This window comes from Streptomyces ficellus, from assembly GCF_030406405.1.
Classification (GTDB): domain Bacteria; phylum Actinomycetota; class Actinomycetes; order Streptomycetales; family Streptomycetaceae; genus Streptomyces; species Streptomyces ficellus_B.
In genome coordinates this window covers 23,772-38,716 of sequence record NZ_JAUEPL010000057.1, presented here as the reverse complement: position 1 = coordinate 38,716, position 14,945 = coordinate 23,772, and the positions used below count along the sequence as shown (strand labels likewise).

At 71.9% G+C, this 14,945-nt stretch carries 15 protein-coding genes and 1 pseudogene; 8 read left to right on the top strand and 8 right to left on the bottom strand.

Going from position 1 to position 14,945, the window contains the following annotated elements; all coding sequences use genetic code 11:
* The 3 genes and pseudogenes from QWM81_RS27305 to QWM81_RS27295 form a co-directional block, all read right to left on the bottom strand.
* Positions 1–123 (bottom strand): annotated as a pseudogene (locus tag QWM81_RS27305) (aldehyde dehydrogenase family protein); the annotation flags it as partial.
* Between the two features lie 96 nt (positions 124–219).
* Positions 220–813, bottom strand: a complete 594-nt coding sequence (locus QWM81_RS27300; RefSeq protein ID WP_290115064.1) for a TetR/AcrR family transcriptional regulator — start codon at positions 811–813, stop codon at positions 220–222.
* 112 nt (positions 814–925) lie between these two features.
* Positions 926–2,680: an acetyl/propionyl/methylcrotonyl-CoA carboxylase subunit alpha gene (locus tag QWM81_RS27295; protein WP_290115063.1), complete on the bottom strand. Its 1,755-nt coding sequence runs from the start codon at positions 2,678–2,680 to the stop codon at positions 926–928.
* A 346-nt stretch (positions 2,681–3,026) separates the two neighbouring features.
* Here QWM81_RS27295 and QWM81_RS27290 point away from each other — a divergent pair, with 346 nt between their 5' ends.
* Positions 3,027–3,473: a hypothetical protein gene (locus tag QWM81_RS27290; RefSeq protein WP_290115062.1), complete on the top strand. Its 447-nt coding sequence runs from the start codon at positions 3,027–3,029 to the stop codon at positions 3,471–3,473.
* On the opposite strand, the gene QWM81_RS27285 is transcribed toward QWM81_RS27290, so the two are convergent.
* The 4 genes from QWM81_RS27285 to QWM81_RS27270 form a co-directional block, all read right to left on the bottom strand.
* On the bottom strand, positions 3,454–4,059 hold the full coding sequence (locus tag QWM81_RS27285; protein WP_290115061.1) for a Maf family protein: 606 nt from the start codon (positions 4,057–4,059) through the stop codon (positions 3,454–3,456). The two genes, QWM81_RS27290 and QWM81_RS27285, sit on opposite strands and share 20 nt — an antisense overlap.
* A 20-nt stretch (positions 4,060–4,079) precedes the next feature.
* Entirely contained in the window at positions 4,080–4,208 is a 129-nt protein-coding gene (gene mmpB, locus QWM81_RS27280) for a morphogenic membrane protein MmpB (RefSeq protein WP_280117737.1), read from the bottom strand.
* Between the two features lie 302 nt (positions 4,209–4,510).
* Positions 4,511–4,723 (bottom strand): acyl-CoA carboxylase epsilon subunit, encoded by a 213-nt coding sequence (locus tag QWM81_RS27275; RefSeq protein WP_290115059.1) that lies wholly within the window; start codon positions 4,721–4,723, stop codon positions 4,511–4,513.
* A 9-nt stretch (positions 4,724–4,732) separates the two neighbouring features.
* A complete protein-coding gene (locus tag QWM81_RS27270; RefSeq protein ID WP_290115058.1) occupies positions 4,733–6,343 on the bottom strand; it encodes an acyl-CoA carboxylase subunit beta in 1,611 nt (536 codons plus the stop codon).
* Positions 6,344–6,452: 109 nt separating this feature from the next.
* Here QWM81_RS27270 and QWM81_RS27265 point away from each other — a divergent pair, with 109 nt between their 5' ends.
* The 5 genes from QWM81_RS27265 (at position 6,453) to hutH (ending at position 12,668) form a co-directional block, all read left to right on the top strand.
* Positions 6,453–7,316: a biotin--[acetyl-CoA-carboxylase] ligase gene (locus tag QWM81_RS27265; protein WP_290115057.1), complete on the top strand. Its 864-nt coding sequence runs from the start codon at positions 6,453–6,455 to the stop codon at positions 7,314–7,316.
* 107 nt (positions 7,317–7,423) lie between these two features.
* Complete coding sequence (locus QWM81_RS27260) at positions 7,424–8,584, top strand: adenylate/guanylate cyclase domain-containing protein (protein ID WP_290115056.1); 1,161 nt, start codon at positions 7,424–7,426, stop codon at positions 8,582–8,584.
* Between the two features lie 39 nt (positions 8,585–8,623).
* The gene (locus QWM81_RS27255; protein ID WP_290115055.1) at positions 8,624–9,412 is read left to right on the top strand and encodes an enoyl-CoA hydratase/isomerase family protein; all 789 of its coding nucleotides are present in this window, start codon (positions 8,624–8,626) and stop codon (positions 9,410–9,412) included.
* A 439-nt stretch (positions 9,413–9,851) separates the two neighbouring features.
* On the top strand, positions 9,852–11,027 hold the full coding sequence (locus tag QWM81_RS27250; protein ID WP_290115054.1) for a GGDEF domain-containing protein: 1,176 nt from the start codon (positions 9,852–9,854) through the stop codon (positions 11,025–11,027).
* A gap of 99 nt (positions 11,028–11,126) precedes the next feature.
* Positions 11,127–12,668, top strand: a complete 1,542-nt coding sequence (gene hutH, locus QWM81_RS27245; protein ID WP_290115066.1) for a histidine ammonia-lyase — start codon at positions 11,127–11,129, stop codon at positions 12,666–12,668.
* A gap of 42 nt (positions 12,669–12,710) precedes the next feature.
* Here hutH and QWM81_RS27240 read toward each other — a convergent pair whose 3' ends face one another.
* Positions 12,711–12,992 (bottom strand): hypothetical protein, encoded by a 282-nt coding sequence (locus tag QWM81_RS27240; RefSeq protein WP_290115053.1) that lies wholly within the window; start codon positions 12,990–12,992, stop codon positions 12,711–12,713.
* A 106-nt stretch (positions 12,993–13,098) separates the two neighbouring features.
* Between QWM81_RS27240 and QWM81_RS27235 the strand changes: the two genes are divergently transcribed.
* Entirely contained in the window at positions 13,099–13,449 is a 351-nt protein-coding gene (locus QWM81_RS27235; RefSeq protein WP_290115052.1) for a hypothetical protein, read from the top strand.
* A 213-nt stretch (positions 13,450–13,662) separates the two neighbouring features.
* Positions 13,663–14,940, top strand: a complete 1,278-nt coding sequence (locus QWM81_RS27230) for a L,D-transpeptidase (protein WP_290115051.1) — start codon at positions 13,663–13,665, stop codon at positions 14,938–14,940.
* Positions 14,941–14,945 lie beyond the last annotated feature (5 nt).

Sequence of the window (14,945 nt, the reverse complement as noted above, 5' to 3'; positions counted from 1 at the left end):
GTGCGTGCCGAGCTCGCGCCCGACGCCCGACTGCTTGTAGCCGCCGAAGGGTGCGAGCGGATTGAACCGGCCGCCGTTGATGTCGACCTGGCCGGTGTCCATGCGGCGCGCGAACGCGACGGCCGTCAGCCGCCGGGGGACGTCCGTGCGGCCACGCGCAGGCGGGCACCGCGCCCCGGGCCGGACCCCCGCGCACGGGCGTCGGGCATCGCGCGGTGGTCAGGCCTTCAGGCCCCGTAGCGTCAGCGTCAGGAGGCGGTCGGGCAACTCGGGGTCGTACGGGGACTGTTCGGCGGCCAGGGCGATGGCGTTGGTGAGCTGCATCAGGTCGCCGATCGAGACGTCCGCCCGTACCGTGCCCGCCTCCTGGGCGCGTACCAGCAGCCGTTCGCCCGCCGTGCGCAGCGGTGTGCTGCACTGCGACAGTGCCGAACTCGTGTCGTGCGACGCCGACATGAGCGCGCGGGCCAGTCCACGGTATTCGCCCGCATGGGTGACGATGGCGCGCAGCCACTCCACGAGCGCCGTGCACGGCTGCTCCGCGCCCGCCAGGTCGCGCGAGCGCTCCAGCAGGGCGTGCAGCGCCTCCTGGAACACGGCGTTCATCAGCGCGTGGCGGTTCGGGAAGTGCCGGTAGAGCGTGCCGATGCCGACCCCCGCCCGGCGCGCGATGTCCTCCAGCGACGCGTCGGTGCCGTGCTCCGCGAAGGCCGCGCGCGCTTCGCCAAGCAGCCGCTCGTAGTTGCGGCGGGCGTCGGCGCGCATGGGCCGCGGCGCGCCCGGTGCCCTGTCCGCCGCCGTACTGGTCGCCATCGCGCCGCCCTTCCTCGTAGCGCCTGCCTGTGCCTCCAGGATGCCATCGCGTACATGCCGAAGGGCCCGCCGGTCACCATGCCGACGGGCCCTTCACCGCGCTGCGGGCGGGTCAGTCCTTGATCTCGCAGATCGCCGCACCGGACGTGACGGAGGCGCCGACCTCCGCGGCCAGGCCCTTGATCGTGCCGGCGCGGTGGGCGTTGATGGGCTGCTCCATCTTCATCGCCTCCAGCACGACGATGAGGTCGCCCTCCTTGACCTCCTGGCCCTCCTCCACCGCGACCTTGACGATCGTGCCCTGCATCGGGGAGGCCAGGGTGTCGCCGGAGGCGGCCGAGCCGGACTTCTTGGCGGCACGGCGCTTGGGCTTGGCGCCCGCGGCCAGACCGGTACGCGCCAGGCTCATGCCCAGCGAGGACGGCAGCGAGACCTCCAGGCGCTTGCCGCCGACCTCGACGACGACCGTCTCACGGCCGGGCTCCTCCTCCGCCTCCGTGGCGGCGGGGGCGGCGAAGGCGGGGATGTCGTTGACGAACTCGGTCTCGATCCAGCGGGTGTGGACGCGGAACGGGTCGGAGGTGAACGCCGGGTCGCTGACGACCTTGCGGTGGAAGGGGATGGCGGTGGCCATGCCCTCGACCTGGAACTCCGCCAGCGCCCGCGCGGCCCGCTGCAACGCCTGCTGACGCGTCGCACCGGACACGATCAGCTTGGCCAGCAGCGAGTCCCACGCCGGGCCGATCACCGAGCCGGACTCCACGCCCGCGTCCAGGCGGACGCCGGGGCCGGACGGCGGGTTGAACACCGTCACCGTGCCCGGGGCCGGGAGGAAGTTGCGGCCCGGGTCCTCGCCGTTGATCCGGAACTCGAACGAGTGACCCCGTACCGCCGGGTCGTCGTAGCCGAGCTCCTCACCGTCGGCGATGCGGAACATCTCGCGTACGAGGTCGATGCCGGTGACCTCCTCGGTGACCGGGTGCTCGACCTGGAGGCGGGTGTTGACCTCCAGGAAGGAGATCGTGCCGTCCACCCCGACGAGGAACTCCACGGTCCCGGCGCCGACGTAACCGGCCTCCTTCAGGATGGCCTTCGACGCCCGGTACAGCTGGGCGTTCTGCTCGGCGCTCAGGAACGGCGCGGGCGCCTCCTCCACCAGCTTCTGGTGGCGGCGCTGGAGCGAGCAGTCACGGGTGGAGACGACCACGACGTTGCCGTGCTTGTCGGCCAGGCACTGGGTCTCCACGTGCCGGGGCTTGTCGAGGTAGCGCTCGACGAAGCACTCACCCCGCCCGAACGCGGCGACGGCCTCCCGCACGGCCGAGTCGTAGAGCTCGGGCACTTCCTCCAGCGTGCGGGCGACCTTCAGGCCACGCCCGCCGCCACCGAACGCGGCCTTGATCGCGATCGGCAGGCCGTGTTCCCGGGCGAACGCCACGACCTCGTCGGCACCCGACACCGGGTCGGGCGTGCCGGCGACCAGGGGCGCGCCGGCGCGCTGGGCGATGTGCCGGGCGGCGACCTTGTCGCCGAGGTCCCGGATGGCCTGCGGCGGCGGGCCGATCCAGGTCAGCCCGGCGTCGATCACGGCCTGCGCGAACTCGGCGTTCTCGGACAGGAACCCGTACCCGGGATGAATGGCGTCCGCACCGGAGTCGGCCGCGGCCTGGAGCACCTTGGCGATGTCCAGATAGCTGGCGGCCGGGGTGTCACCGCCCAGGGCGAACGCCTCGTCGGCCGCACGGACGTGCAGGGCGTCCCGGTCGGGATCGGCGTAGACGGCTACGCTTGCGATCCCGGCGTCCCGGCAGGCACGAGCGACACGGACAGCGATTTCGCCACGGTTGGCGATGAGCACCTTGCGCACGATGGCTCCCTCCTTGAAACAAGCTGAGTTTAGGGACTGCCGACACGGCCTTTCGACCCGTCCCCAATGGTGAGCTTGCCCACACGGAGCGTGATTCGAGGCGTAGTGGAGTCGTGAAATCCCTTGTCGCACCACGTTACGCAGGGCTTCTTGACGGAACAGTAACCCCGGGGTGTGGTCAAGGTCTCTGTCATCCCGGCCAGCGCGGGATCCCGTTTCTTTGTGGAGTCCCTACGAATGGGCGAATCATTCTTTGCGGCGCCGTCAGAACCCTTGTCCCAAGGTTTACCCGTTAGTAGCCTGCGCGCTGTCGTCCGTACCGGAGGTAACTGGCAGGGGAGCTCCCATGGTGGCCCGCAGACCGATAGCCCTGGCGGCCGGGATCGTGCTGGTCCTGGAGGCGGTGGGGCTCGTGCTGCTCCACCTGGCGCTGGCGACGATCCTCGCAGGCCAGCGGATGTCCCTGGACGGCCTCGACCCGGAGCTCATGGTCACCGGCGTCCGGGTCATGGGCGGTGTCCTCGGTGCCTATCTCGTGCTCTGCGGCTTGCTGCTGGTGCGTATCGCGGCACGGGACCGCTCGCCCGGGCGTGGGGCGCGGATGGTCCTCATCGCCTGTGCGATCACCCACGGCGTGCTCGGCGCGGTGACGGTCGGTCTTGTCGGGTGGGGTGCGTTCGCGTTCATGATGGCCGTGCTGGGCCTGGTCGTGGCATCGCTGACGCTGTACGCGCCGGGGGGCGTGGCACCGGGTGCGGTGGGGGGCGCGGCGGTCAGTTCCACAGGTCCGTGATCTCGATTCCCAGTTCGCGCAGCAGACGGCGCAGCAGCGGCAGGGACAGGCCGATGACGTTGCCCGGGTCGCCGTCGATGCCGTCGATGAACGGCGCCGAGCGGCCGTCCAGCGTGAACGCGCCCGCGACGTGCAGGGGTTCGCCGCTCGCGACGTACGCCGCGATCTCCTCGTCCGTGGGGTCGCCGAAGCGGACCAGGGTGGAGGCGGTCGCGGAGGCGTACCGCTTGGCGGCCGTGTCATAGACGCAGTGGCCGGTCTGGAGGATGCCCGCGCGGCCGCGCATGGCCTTCCAGCGGGCGGTGGCCTCCTCGGCGTCGGCCGGCTTGCCGAGCGCCTGCTTGTCCAGCTCCAGGACCGAGTCGCAGCCGATCACCAGCGCGCCGAACACCTCGGGACGGGCGGCGACGTGGGCCGCCTTCGCCTCGGCGAGGGCGAGGGCCAGCTCGGCGGGGGTCGGGGCGGTGACCTTGTCCTCGTCCACACCGCTGACGATCACCTCGGGGGTGAGCCCGGCCTGGCGCAGCAGGCCGAGGCGGGCGGGGGACGCGGACGCGAGGACGAGGCGGCGGCGCTGAGCAGTCATGGCGTCATCGTACGGAAGAGTCAGTGCAGGCCCACCACGAACATGGCCAGCACCATGGCCAGTGCCAGCAGGATCCCCGCCCGGCGCAGCATCGCCTGCATGTCGCGCATCTCTTCGGGGGGTTCGTTCTCGGGATCGGACCAGAGCATGCCTCCGATCGTGCTGTCGAGTGCGGCGGGGCGCCTGAGTACGCGTACTCAGGCGCCGCAGTGCTTACGGACTATTACCGGGTGGTGCACGCGCCGCGCGCGTCGCGGCGAGCGCCGCCGCCACCGCCCGCTCGGCGTCGGCCCCCGGTGACGCGCGTGGCGGGCGGCCGCCGCGATGACGGCCCCGCACCAGGGCGCCCGCAGAGGCTTCGCCCCGTGTGCGCGGACGGCGACGGCCTCCGCCCGACGACGCGGGAAACGGCGTCAGAGGCGGAGGCCGTCGTGAGGGTCCTCCAGGTGGCCTAGACCGGCCAGTAGGAGCGTGCCCAGGACCGCGGTCCCGGCTGGGGGCGCCGGGTGTGGGCGATCCTGGCCGGGTCCGACCAGCCCTCCGGTATCCGTGGCGCGCCGCCGCCGGCGGCTTGCGACGCCGTCGCCGCGGCGCGCGCCCGGACCACCGCCAGTGCGGCGGCCAACTCCTCCGGCGTCGGGTTGCCCCGTACGACCTTGATCACCAGGACTCCTTAGAGGGGGATGTTGCCGTGCTTCTTCGGAGGCAGGTTTTCCCGCTTCGTGCGCAGCTGACGCAGGCCCTTGACGATCTGCGTCCGGGTCTCGGACGGCATGACCACCGCGTCGATGTAACCGCGCTCGGCCGCCGTGTACGGGTTGAGCAGGGTGTCCTCGTACTCCTGGATCAGCCGCGCCCGCGTGGCTTCCTGGTCGTCCGCCTCGGCGATGGTGCGCCGGTGCAGGATATTGACCGCGCCCTGCGCGCCCATCACCGCGATCTGGGAGGTCGGCCACGCCAGGTTGAGGTCGGCGCCCAGGTGCTTGGAGCCCATCACGTCGTACGCGCCGCCGAACGCCTTGCGCGTGATCACCGTGATCAGCGGGACGGTCGCCTCGGCGTAGGCGTAGATCAGCTTGGCGCCGCGCCGGATGATCCCGCCGTACTCCTGGTCCACGCCCGGCAGGAAGCCCGGCACGTCGACGAAGGTCAGCACCGGGACGTTGAACGCGTCGCACGTGCGGACGAACCGGGCCGCCTTCTCGGACGCGTTGATGTCCAGGCAGCCCGCGAACTGCATCGGCTGGTTGGCGACGACGCCGACCGGGAAGCCCTCGACCCGGCCGAAGCCGGTGATGATGTTCGGCGCGAACAGCGACTGGGTCTCCAGGAACTCGCCGTCGTCCAGCACGTGCTCGATGACGGTGTGCATGTCGTACGGCTGGTTGGCGCTGTCCGGGATGAGGACGTCCAGCTCGCGGTCCTCCTCCGTCACCTCGAGGTCGGCTTCCTCCGGGAAGGCGGGCGGCTCCGAGAGGTTGTTCGAAGGCAGGTACGACAGCAGGGACTTGACGTACTCGATGGCGTCCTTCTCGTCCCCCGCCATGTGGTGCGCGACGCCCGAGGTGGTGTTGTGCGTCCGGGCGCCGCCCAGCTCCTCGAAGCCGACGTCCTCGCCCGTCACCGTCTTGATGACGTCGGGGCCCGTGATGAACATGTGGGAGGTCTGGTCGACCATCACCGTGAAGTCGGTGATCGCCGGCGAGTAGACGGCGCCGCCGGCGCACGGCCCGACCACCAGGCTGATCTGCGGAATCACGCCCGAGGCATGGGTGTTGCGGCGGAAGATCTCGCCGTACATGCCCAGGGCCATGACGCCTTCCTGGATACGGGCGCCGCCGGAGTCGTTGATGCCGATCACCGGGCAGCCGGTCTTCAGGGCGAAGTCCATCACCTTGATGATCTTCTGTCCGAAGACCTCACCGAGGGCCCCGCCGAACACGGTGAAGTCCTGTGAGAACACCGCGACCGGGCGGCCGTCGACCGTTCCGTACCCGGTGACGACACCGTCTCCGTACGGACGGTTCTTCTCCAGGCCGAAGTGGGTCGAGCGGTGCCGGGCGAACTCGTCCAGCTCGACGAAGGAACCCTCGTCCAGCAGCAGGGCGACGCGCTCGCGGGCCGTCAACTTGCCCTTCGCGTGCTGCTTCTCGACGGCGCGCTCGGAGCCCGCGTGCGTCGCCTCGTCGATACGGCGCTGCAGATCCGCGAGCTTGCCCGCGGTCGTATGGATGTCGATCTTCTGGGGCTCTTGGGGCTCTCGGGGCTCTGCCGGCTCGGACATCGGGATGCGGCTCCCTGCCTGGTCACGGGTTCGTTGGCTACTGACCCGTAGCGTATCGGCGGCGATACGGTTCGGCAGTGCGGTGTTTACCACACCTACGCTGGCTTGCATGACGCCCTCACTTGGTCCATCGCACGGTTCCGGGACCCCCTGGTCGGATCTCGACCGGCCGCCGCTGAACGCCGCCGCGCTGCGTCGCGGGCTGCTGCGGCCCGGAGCCCTGTGGACCTCGCTCGACATCGTCGGGGAGACCGGCTCCACCAACTCCGACCTGGCCGCCCGGGCCGCCACCCTGCCCGAGGGCGCGGTGCTGATCGCCGAGGAGCAGACCGCCGGGCGCGGGCGCCTCGACCGCACCTGGTCCGCGCCCGCCCGCTCCGGCCTGTTCTTCTCCGTACTGCTCAAGCCGGACGTGCCCGTCACGCGCCTGCCCTGGCTGCCGCTGCTCACCGGCGTGGCCGCCGCCGCGGCACTGGCCCGCGCGGGCGGCGTCGACACGGCGCTGAAGTGGCCGAACGACCTGCTGGTGACCGTGGAGGGCGAGGAGCGCAAGACCGGCGGCATCCTCGCCGAGCGGGCCGGCGACGACGGCATCGTCGTCGGGCTCGGCATCAACGTCACGCTCCGCAAGGAGGAGCTGCCCGTCCCCACGGCCGGCTCCCTCGCCCTCGCGAACGCGATCTCCACCGACCGCGACACCCTGCTGCGCGCCGTCCTGCGCTCGCTGGAGCACTGGTACGGCCGCTGGACGGCGGCAGAGGGCGACCCGGCCGCGTGCGGGGTCCAGGAGGCGTACGTGGCGGGGTGCGCGACCCTGGGGCGCCAGGTGCGCTGCGAGCTCCCTGGCGACCGCACGCTCACCGGCGAGGCGGTGGCGATCGACGGCCATGGACACCTGGTGGTGGCGGCGCCGGGTGGTGAGCGGGAGGCCGTGGGGGCGGGCGACATCGTCCATCTGCGCCGCCTCGACTGAGGGGGTGGCTTCCGGGACGTGAGCCAGGGCACACCTGCCGTATCGTTGACGGCGATCCAGCTACAGATCGGCAGGACAGTGCGCAGGGAACGGGCAGGAGGCGGCCGGTGACCGTCGACGACGCGAATTCGGGCGGGTCCGGTGGGGGCGCCGAGTACCCCACCCCCCACCATGTCGTCGACCACACGGCCGAGCCGACCGACGACCCCCTGGCCATCCGTCTGGAGCAGCTGATCCTCGGCGCCGAGCGCCGCTACACCCCCTTCCAGGCGGCCCGCACCGCCGGTGTCTCCATGGACCTGGCCTCCCGGTTCTGGCGTGCCATGGGCTTCGCCGACATCGGGCAGGCCAAGGCGCTGACGGAGGCGGACGTGCTGGCGCTGCGGCGGCTGGCCGGTCTGGTCGAGGCGGGGCTGCTGAGCGAGCCGATGGCGGTGCAGGTGGCGCGTTCGACGGGCCAGACCACCGCCCGGCTGGCGGAGTGGCAGATCGACTCGTTCCTGGAGGGGCTGACGGAGCCGCCCGAGCCGGGGATGACGCGTACCGAAGTCACCTACCCGCTGGTGGAGCTGCTCCTTCCCGAGCTCCAGGAGTTCCTGGTGTACGTGTGGCGGCGCCAGCTGGCGGCCGCGACCGGGCGGGTGGTGCAGGCCGCCGACGACGAGGAGATGGTGGACCGGCGCCTGGCGGTCGGCTTCGCGGACCTGGTCGGCTTCACCCGGCTGACCCGGCGCCTGGAGGAAGAGGAGCTGGGCGAACTGGTCGAGGCGTTCGAGACGACGTCGGCCGACCTGGTCGCCGCGCACGGCGGGCGGCTGATCAAGACGCTCGGCGACGAGGTGCTGTTCGCGGCGGACGACGCCGGGACGGCCGCCGAGATCGCGCTGCGGCTCATCGAGACGCTCTCGCACGACGAGACGATGCCCGCGCTGCGCGTCGGCATCGCCTTCGGCACGGTCACCACCCGCATGGGTGACGTCTTCGGTACGACGGTGAACCTGGCGAGCCGGCTCACCTCGATAGCGCCGAAGGACGCGGTCCTCGTCGACGGGGCGCTCGCGGAGGAGCTGGCGCGCACGGGCGAGGCACCGGTCTCGGAGGCGCAGGTCGCGGAGGAGATGGCGCGCGCGGAGAAGGACGGCGAGGCGCCGGCCGCCTTGTCGAAGTACCGCTTCGCCCTCCAGCCGATGTGGCAGCGGCCGGTGCGCGGGCTCGGAGTCATCGAACCCTGGCTGCTGACGCGGCGGGAGCCTAAGATCCCCCGGTAGCGTTCGCTAACGCTCGTTAACCGGGAGGGTGTGTCACGTATGTCCGAGCAGCGCTTCGGGGAATTCGTCGCCGTACGCCGTCATGAGTACGTCGCCGAGCTGGTCCTCGACCGGCCCAAGGCCATGAACGCCGTCTCCACGGAGATGGCCCGCTCGATCGGCGCCGCGTGCGACGCGCTGGGCGCCGATTCTTCCGTCCGCGTGACCGTGCTGACCTCCTCCCACGACCGGGCGTTCTGCGTGGGCGCCGACCTCAAGGAGCGCAACTCCCTCAGCGATGCCGAGCTGGTGCGGCAGCGGCCGGTCGCGCGCGGCGCGTACACCGGCGTGCTGGAGCTGCCGATGCCGACGGTCGCGGCCGTGCACGGCTTCGCGCTGGGCGGCGGGTTCGAGCTGGCGCTCGCCTGCGACCTGATCGTCGCCGACGCGACGGCGGTGGTCGGGCTGCCGGAGGTTTCGGTCGGTGTCATCCCGGGGGGTGGCGGTACGCAGCTGCTGCCGCGCCGGGTGGGGGCGGCACGGGCGGCGGAGCTGGTGTTCACGGCCCGGCGGGTGGCGGCGGAGGAGGCGGTGTCGCTGGGGCTCGTCGACCGGCTGGTCGAGGACGCGCGGACCGGCGCGCTTCAGCTGGCGGCGGCGATCGCGGCGAACTCGCCGGTGGGCCTGCGCGCCGCCAAGCGGGCCATGCGCCTGGGCCACGGCCTGGACCTGCGGGCGGGCCTGGAGGTCGAGGACGCGGCGTGGCGCTCGGTGGCCTTCTCGGGCGACCGCGCCGAGGGCGTCGCGGCCTTCAACGAGAAGCGACGCCCGGAGTGGCCGGGCGAGTGACCGGAGCAGGGCGGGGGAGCCCGGGTCGCCCGGGGGCCTGAGGGGCCGAGGGCCGCAGGGGACGGCGAGACCGGAGCAGCCGGGGGCGGGGTGACCGGGGCTGGCCGAGGGAGCCGATGTCGCTGGGGGCTCACGGGAGCGGCGGCCCTGAGCTGCCCGCGTGGCCCGTGCGGTGGCTCGGGCGCCCGTGGGTGAGGCGAATGGCGCGAGTGGCCGAGGCCGCCGGGGCGGGCCGGGGGAGCGCCGGGTCGCCCGGGGAGCGGGGGTGACCTGAGGGGCCGGGGGCGCCCGTGGCGCCCGGGGGGCGCGGGACCGGAGTGGGCGGGGGGCGGCGGGACGGCAGCGCCCGGGGCGCCCGGGGAGGGCGGGACCGGAGTGGGCGGGGGGTGGGGAGTGACCGGGGGAGTGACAAGTCGGGCATGCTCCCTAAGCTTGAGGAATGGGTGAGGATGTCCGGCTACGGGCCGTAGTGGCGCTGGCGCAGGCCATGGCGTCGGCGCACACTCCGCGCGAGACCTGGCGGGCCGCGGCGCTGGGCGCGTGCGAGGCGCTGGGCGGGACGTTCGCGGCGCTCTCGATGTGGGAGCGGGACCGCGGCCGGCTCAGGGTGCTCGTCAACGCGGGGGAGCGGGCGCCGGGTGAGGAGGAGTTCCCCGACTCCGAGACCTACCCGGTCTACCAGTTCTCGGAGATCACCGAGTTCCTGCACGAGAAGTGGGCCGGCGGCGGCGAGCCGAACGCCTGGGTCGAGACCGCGGACGGCACCGAGGCGGAGGCCCACGGATACGGCCGGCCCGGGCTGCCCCTCGCGCGCGCGGCGCTGAGCGGCCGGGTCGCGGCGCTGCGGCGGCGGGGCCGGGGCTGCTGTGTCGTCGCCCCGATCGTGCTGCACGGCCGGGCGTGGGGTGAGCTGTATGTGGCCCGGCCGGTCGGGATGCCGGTCTTCGACCGGGACGACGCCGACTTCGCGACCGTACTGGCGTCCGTCGTGGCGGCCGGGATCGTGCAGACCGAGCGGCTGGAGGAGGTGCGCAAGCTCGCCTTCACCGATCCGCTGACCGGGCTCGCCAACCGGCGGGCGGTGGACATAAGGCTGGACGAGGCGGTCGAGCGGTTCCTCGCCGACGGGACGGTGGTCAGCCTCGTCGTGTGCGACCTCAACGGCCTCAAACGGGTCAACGACACGCATGGGCACGCGGTCGGTGACCGGCTGCTGGAGCGGTTCGGGTCGGTGCTGTCGTACTGCGGCGCGATGCTGCCGGGCGCGCTCGCGGCGCGGCTGGGCGGTGACGAGTTCTGCCTGGTGTCGGTGGGGCCGGAGGCGGACGAGGTGGTGGCGGCGGCGGACGAGCTGTGCGTACGGGCCGGGGAGCTGGAGCTCGGCGAGGGCGTGGCCTGCGGGGTGGCGTCGACCGGTGACCCGATCGGGCCCGTGCAGTCCGCGCGGCGGCTGTTCCGGCTGGCGGACGCGGCGCAGTACCGGGCCAAGGCGGCGCGCTCGGCCAAGCCGGTGGTGGCGGGACGGGACGGGACGGTGATCCGCCTCGCGGACGCCCCGCCCGCCGGCTCCCGCGACCGCCGCACCTTCCGGGACGCGCCCACGGAGGAGACGTGACCCTCGTCGGCGGGGGTCCCGACCGGGCCCGGTAAGGGGCTCCTGTGAGGTGGGGTAGTGACACGTTGGGATTCAGTCCGTACGCTGCTGAATATGGATATGCACACAGTCGTGGTGGGGACGTCCGGTACCACCGCCCAGGACGTCATCGCCGTGGCCCGCGGCAACGCCCGTGTCGAGCTCTCCCCGGAGGCGCTCGCCGCGCTCGCCAAGGCCCGTGAGATCATCGACGCCCTCGCCGCCAAGCCCGAGCCCGTCTACGGCGTGTCGACCGGTTTCGGCGCGCTCGCCACCCGGCACATCAGCCCCGAGCTGCGCGCCCAGCTCCAGCGCAACATCGTCCGCTCGCACGCCGCCGGGATGGGCGCGCCCGTCGAGCGCGAGGTCGTCCGGGCCCTGATGTTCCTGCGGCTGAAGACGGTCTGCTCCGGCCACACCGGCGTACGCCCGCAGGTCGCCCGGACCATGGCGGACGTGCTCAACGCCGGGATCACCCCGGTCGTCCACGAGTACGGCTCCCTCGGCTGCTCGGGCGACCTCGCGCCGCTCAGCCACTGCGCGCTCACCCTCATGGGCGAAGGCGACGCCGAGGGCCCCGACGGCGTCGTCCGCCCCGCCGGCGAACTCCTCGCCGCGCACGGCATCCAGCCCGTCGAGCTGCGCGAGAAGGAGGGGCTGGCCCTCCTCAACGGCACCGACGGCATGCTCGGCATGTTGATCATGGCCCTCGCCGACCTCGACACGCTCTACAAGTCCGCCGACATCACCGCCGCGCTCTGTCTCGAAGCCCTCCTCGGCACCGAGAAGGTCCTCGCCCCCGACCTGCACGCCATCCGCCCGCACCCCGGCCAGGGCGCGGCCGCCGCGAACATGCTCGCCGTCCTGAAGGGCTCCGGCCTCACCGGCCACTTCCAGCAGGACGAGGCCCCGCGCGTCCAGGACGCCTACTCGGTGCGCTGCGCCCCGCAGGTCGCGGGCGCCGGCCGCGACACCCTGGCGCACGCCCGGCTCGTCGCCGAGCGCGAGCTGGCCTCGGCCGTCGACAATCCGGTCGTCCTGCCGGACGGCCGGGTCGAGTCCAACGGCAACTTCCACGGCGCGCCCGTCGCGTACGTCCTGGACTTCCTCGCCATCGCCGCCGCCGACCTGGGCTCGATCGCCGAGCGCCGCACCGACCGGCTGCTGGACAAGAACCGCTCCCACGGCCTGCCGCCGTTCCTCGCCGACGACGCCGGCGTGGACTCCGGCCTGATGATCGCCCAGTACACGCAGGCCGCCCTGGTCAGCGAGCTGAAGCGGCTCGCCGTCCCGGCCTCCGCCGACTCCATCCCGTCCTCCGCCATGCAGGAGGACCACGTCTCCATGGGGTGGTCGGCCGCCCGCAAGCTGCGCACCGCGGTCGGCAACCTGGGCCGGATCATCGCCGTCGAGCTGTACGCCGCGACCCGCGCCATCGAGCTGCGCGACGGCCTGACCCCCGCCCCCGCCTCCCGCGCCGCCATCGAGGCGCTGCGCGCGGCCGGCGTCCAGGGCCCCGGGCCGGATCGTTTCCTCGCCCCCGACCTGGAGGCCGCCGACACCTTCGTACGCGAAGGGAAGCTCGTCGAGGCCGTCGAGAAGGTCACCGGCCCGCTGGCCTGACGACCTTCGCGCCTGGGGCGCGCGGGGAAGGGGCGCACCCGCTCAGAGGGCGGTGTGCGCCCCGCGCCGTACCGCGAAGGCCACCAGGCCCGTACCGATCCCGAGGAAGGCTGTCCCGCCGATCACATACGGGGTGGTGTCCACACTGCCCGTGTCGGCGAGGACCAGCTGCTGCTGGGCCTTGGCCGTCGTAGAGGTTCTCGTCCCGTGCTGCTCCGCGGGCGCCTGCTCAACGGTGGCGTTGGCCGAAGGGACGAACCACAGAGCACCGAGCAGAGTCCCGGCGGCGGTGGCGGTCAGCAGCGGTCGGCGTGCGACGGACACAGATTCAGATCCCCTTGCGGAACCGAGAATTGGTGGTTGCGCCGATGCTAATGAACACAGCGGGTCGCTGGAAAGTCGCGGGGGCAGGGAGCTTACGCTCCGTCATATGAGCCCTTCTGAGACATCACGTTATGTGCGGCTTCGGGTGGAACTGGTGCTGGAGATCACGGACACCGACGAACTCACCGCCGCAGCCCTGGACCGTATCGAGGCCGACGAATTCATGCCGGAAGAGGAGCTGGCGCACGCTCGGGCGGCCGTCCGCGAGGACAAAGCGGAAGCTCTCGCGTACCTCGTCGAGCCGGACGCCCTGCTCGGCGAGCTGCCCGGCGTGGAACTCCTCCAGGCGTCCTGGACCAGTGAGCAGGCCGACTACGACCCCGAGGCGCAGGAGTGGGACTTCGACGACGAGGAAGAGGAGGATGATGGGGCCTACCTCACCGACGGCCGGCCGTAGCGTGTGATCCGTGACACGGACCGGGCTCCGGACCGCCACCCTGCGGTGGCGTCCGGGGCCCGTGCCGTACGGGTCCGCATACCTCGGCAAGATCGGGAACCGAAGCATGTGCCGGGCGCGTCGATCAGTGGTGTTCCCCACATCGGTGCCGGATGGGGAACCGGACGGGTTGTTATGGGTGTTGTGGGAAGAGTTGGCAGGGAATCGGCGACGATGGAGAAGCGTGTGATGACGGACAGCAAGCGGCGCAAGGGCCTGGCGGCCGCGTCCGCACTGCTCGGCGGCGTGCTGGTGCTTACGGCCTGCGGCGGCGGTGACGACGAGGCCGCCGCCAGTGGCGACGCCAACAGCTCCACGTCGTCGTCACAGTCCCAGGTCGACGCGGCGGCCGCGAAGGACGCCTCGGAGGCCCGAATAACGATCTCCCCGAAGAACGGCGCGCAGAACGCGGGCATCAACGACGACGCCAAGGTGACCGTCAGCGAGGGCACGCTTACCGAGGTGACGATGACCGCCCAGGACGGCACGGCCGTCCAGGGCGAGCTGGCCGCCGACGGCAAGAGCTGGCGGCCCACCGAGCAGCTGAAGCGGGCCACCACCTACAAGATCGCCGCCTCCGCCAAGGACTCCGAGGGCCGTGAGGCCCACGAGAACTCCTCCTTCACCACCGTCTCCAAGGACAACAGCTTTATCGGGAACTTCACCCCCGAGGACGGCTCCACGGTCGGCGTCGGCATGCCCGTCTCGATCAACTTCAACAAGTCGATCACCGACAAGAAGGCCGTCCAGTCCGGCATCACCGTGGAGTCCAGCAGCGGCCAGGAGGTCGTCGGCCACTGGTTCAACTCCCAGCGCCTCGACTTCCGCCCCGAGAACTACTGGGCCGAGGGCTCCACCGTCACCATGAAGCTGAACCTCGACGGCGTCGAGGGCGCGGACGGCGTCTACGGCGTCCAGCAGAAGACGGTGACCTTCACCATCGGCCGCAACCAGGTCTCGACCGTCGACGTCGCCACCAAGACCATGACGGTCACCCAGGACGGCAAGACGATCAAGACCATCCCGATCTCCGCCGGCTCCCCGGAGAACCCGACCTACAACGGTCAGATGGTGATCTCCGAGAAGTTCAAGGAGACCCGGATGGACGGCTCGACCGTCGGCTTCACCAAGAAGGACGGCAAGGGGGAGTACGACATCAAGGACGTGCCGCACGCCATGCGGCTGTCCACGTCGGGCACCTTCATCCACGGCAACTACTGGGGCGCCGACTCGATCTTCGGCAAGACCAACACCAGCCACGGCTGCGTGGGCCTCAACGACGCCAAGGGCGCCGACGACCCGAACCAGCCCGGCGCGTGGTTCTTCGACAACTCGATCGTCGGCGACGTGGTCATCGTCAAGAACTCCAAGGACAAGACCATCCAGCCCGACAACGGCCTCAACGGCTGGAACATGAGCTGGGCGGAGTGGAAGGCCGGCTCGGCCGTCTGAGCCAC